Annotated in this window: 2 protein-coding genes; both read left to right on the top strand. The window is 62.7% G+C overall.

What is annotated here, in order from left to right; genetic code table 11:
* A partial coding sequence (locus ACRXB1_RS35935; RefSeq protein ID WP_449494759.1) for a glutathione S-transferase C-terminal domain-containing protein occupies window positions 1-358 on the top strand: 358 nt, incomplete at its 5' end.
* Window positions 355-1,470, top strand: a 1,116-nt coding sequence (locus ACRXB1_RS35930; protein ID WP_449494758.1) for a multifunctional CCA addition/repair protein, incomplete at its 3' end; no start/stop codon positions are given. The genes ACRXB1_RS35935 and ACRXB1_RS35930, both read left to right, overlap by 4 nt.

Below are 1,470 nucleotides of genomic sequence, written 5' to 3'. Positions count from 1 at the left end.
CGCCGCTCGCGCGCACGCCCGCAGCATCAGCGCGGAAATGCACGCGGGTTTCGGCGATCTGCGCGAACAAATGTCGATGAACATCCAGCGTCAGGCGTTCGGCCAGCCGTTGACGGCGGGGGCGTTGTCGAACGTGAAGCGCATCGACAAGATCTGGAGCAATTGTCTGAGCGCGCACGGCGGACCGTTCCTGTTCGGCAAGGAATTCGGCATCGCAGATGCGATGTTCGCGCCCGTCGTCATGCGCTTCAACTCGTACGCGCCGAAGATCAGCGACCATGCGCGCGACTACTGCAAGCACATCACCACCATGCCGGAAGTCGCCGAATGGATTGCAGGCGCGCGGAAAGAGCAATGAACATCTATGCCGTGGGCGGCGCAATCCGCGATGAAATGCTGGGTTTGCCGGTGCAAGACCGCGATTACGTCGTGGTCGGTGCCACGCCCGACCAAATGACAGCGCAGGGTTTCAAGCCGGTCGGCAAGGATTTTCCGGTGTTCCTGCATCCGCAGACGCACGAGGAATATGCGTTGGCGCGGACGGAACGCAAGACATCGGCGGGATATCACGGGTTTCAGTTTTTCTACGCGCCCGATGTCACGCTCGAAGAAGATCTCGCCCGGCGCGACCTGACCGTCAACGCAATGGCGCGCGAAGTCCGGCCGGATGGCGAACTGACCGGACCGGTGATCGATCCGTTCAATGGCCGGGCTGACGTTGAAGCGCGCGTGTTCCGCCATGTGGGCGAGGCGTTCATAGAAGATCCAGTGCGCATTCTCCGGATTGCACGGTTCGCGGCGCGCTTTGCTGATTTCACCATCGCCGACGAAACCCTTGCCCTGATGAAACGCATGGTCGCCGATGGCGAAGTCGATGCGCTCGTGCCCGAACGTGTGTGGCAGGAAGTATCGCGCGGGTTGATGGAAAAAAAGCCGTCGCGCATGTTCGAGACGCTGCGCGCATGCGGCGCGCTCGTGCGGATCTTGCCCGAGGTGGATTCGTTATGGGGCGTCGCGCAACGTGCCGACTATCACCCGGAAGTCGATACCGGCATTCACGTGATGATGGTCGTGGATTACGCGGCGTCGCACGGTTTCACGTTGCCCGTCCGCTTCGCCGCGCTCACGCACGATCTCGGCAAGGCGACCACGCCGGAAGACATCTTGCCGCGCCATGTCGGGCATGAAGGGCGCAGCGTCGATTTGCTGAAGCCGCTATGCGAGCGTCTGCGCGTGCCGAACGATTGCCGCGACCTCGCGCTGCTGGTCGCGCGTGAGCACGGGAATATTCATCGGGTGATGGAGTTCGGGGCGGCCGCCTTGGTTCGCTTGTTCGAACGATGCGATGCGCTGCGCAAGCCCGCGCGGTTTGCCGAAGCGCTGCAAGCCTGTGTGTCCGACGCACGCGGCCGTCTTGGTCTAAGTCAGCAGCCGTATCCGCAAGCCGAGCGTTTGCGCGAGGCGCTGGTA

The organism is Caballeronia sp. M23-90, assembly GCF_053574605.1.
This window is presented reverse-complemented; position numbering and strand designations above follow the sequence as displayed.